Consider the following 1,725-nt stretch of genomic DNA (forward strand, 5'->3'; position numbering starts at 1 on the left):
CCGTCCTTCTTGCGCTTCTCCATCGAAGCGTCGGAGGTCTTGTCGTCCATGCGGGTGGCGCCGCGCTCGCTGACCTCGACAGCCAGCGTCTCGGCCACCACGTCGGCCGCGTCCGCGGCGAGGCTGGCCACCGGGCAGGTGCAGGTGATGTCGCCGACGGTGCGGAAGCGCACGTCGCGCACCTGCACGGTCTCGCCGTCCCTGGGCGGCGTCAACCCGGTCACCGGCACCAGCAGGCCGCGGCGCTCGACCACCTCGCGCTTGTGGGTGTAGTAGATCGAGGGCAGGGCGATGTGCTCGCGCTCGATGTACTGCCACACGTCCAGCTCGGTCCAGTTGCTGATCGGGAACACGCGGAAGTGCTCGCCCGGCGCCAGGCGCGTGTTGAACAGCGTCCACAGCTCGGGGCGCTGGTCCTTGGGCTGCCATTGGCCGAAGGCGTCGCGGTGGGAAAAGATGCGCTCCTTGGCGCGGGCCTTTTCCTCGTCGCGGCGGGCGCCGCCGATCAGCGCGTCGAAGCGGAACTCCTCGATCGCTTCCAGCAGCGTGACCGACTGGTGCGCATTGCGCGACTCGCCGGGGTGTGCCAGGCGCACGGTGCCGCGCCGCATGGAGTCCTCGACGCTGCGCACGATCAGGTGGGCGCCCAGTTCCTGCGCGCGCCGGTCGCGGAAGTCGGTCACCTCCGGGAAGTTGTGCCCGGTGTCGATCATCAGCAGCGGGTAGGGCAGCCGGCCGGCGCCGAAGGCCTTCTCCGCGCACTTGAGCATCACCAGCGAGTCCTTGCCGCCGGAGAACAGCAGCGCAGGGCGCTCGAAGGCGGCCGCCACCTCGCGCAGGATGAAGATGGTCTCTTCCTCCAGGGCGTCGAGGTGGGCGTCGGACAGGCGCAGGGCGGCCGCCGCGAGGCGGCTTTCGGGCAGCAGCAGATCGGGTTCGGTGCGGGCGTTCATGGGGTCGGGCGCGGGGGCTGGGAAGCGATCGAAGGGGCGGGCGGCGGTCAGTGCGCCAGGTGCAGGCCGCATTCGCGGTTGTCCTCGCCCTTGGTGGGGTCCACGTAGTCGAAGTTGTTGGGCAGGCCGTGTTCCTGGCAATAGGCGTACAGGTCCTTGGAGGTCCAGTGCAGCAGCGGCGCGACCTTGACCAGGCCGTCGGGATTGATGCTCACCGGGTCCATCTGCGCGCGCACGGCGGTGTCGGTGGCGCGCAGCGCGGTGAACCAGACCTGCGGCGCCGTCTCGCGCAGGGCGCGCGCGAAGGGCTCGAGCTTGACTTCCTCGGTGAAGGCGGCGTGGCGCGGATCGTCGAGCGCGGGCGTCGGCCCGTCCACCGCCTCGCGGTGCGCGCGCGAGCGGCGCGGCAGGTAGATGTGCAGGTTGAGCTTGAGCAGCTTCGTCACTTCGTCGGCGAAGCGGTAGGTGGCCTCGGTGTTGTAGCCGTTGTCCATCCAGACCACCGGCACGTCAGGCCGGGCGCGCGTGACCATGTGCAGGATCACGGCCTCGAAGGGCCGGAAGTTGGTGGTGACGATGGCGGTGCGGCCCAGGCCGAAGGCCCAGTCCACGAGGCCTTGTGCATTGCGGCCGAGTTCGGCGTTGACGTGTGCGAGATCGATGTTCATGGCGAAGGACGGGACTGTAGAAGCGGCCCTTATGAATTCCAACGATTTTTTGGTTCGCGCTTTATTCGGATAAGCAAATGCGCCAGTGTTCATGCGGGTTGGCG

The 1,725-nt window shown here is 68.8% G+C and carries 2 protein-coding genes; both read right to left on the minus strand.

Features of this window, described 5'->3' with window-relative positions; genetic code table 11:
* On the minus strand, positions 1-953 hold a 953-nt coding region (gene cysD, locus ACIY1X_RS26285; protein WP_399686570.1), incomplete at its 3' end, for a sulfate adenylyltransferase subunit CysD.
* A gap of 47 nt (positions 954-1,000) precedes the next feature.
* Positions 1,001-1,621: a phosphoadenosine phosphosulfate reductase family protein gene (locus ACIY1X_RS26290; protein ID WP_038215983.1), complete on the minus strand. Its 621-nt coding sequence runs from the start codon at positions 1,619-1,621 to the stop codon at positions 1,001-1,003.
* Positions 1,622-1,725: the final 104 nt, after the last annotated feature.

The sequence above is a fragment of the Xenophilus sp. genome, from assembly GCF_044462705.1.
GTDB classification, from domain to species: domain Bacteria; phylum Pseudomonadota; class Gammaproteobacteria; order Burkholderiales; family Burkholderiaceae_C; genus Xenophilus; species Xenophilus azovorans.

What these genes read in the sequence shown, in the direction of transcription:
- ACIY1X_RS26290 (WP_038215983.1), bottom strand. Translation starts at nt 1,621, where the DNA reads ATGAACATCGATCTCGCACACGTCAACGCCGAACTCGGCCGCAATGCA.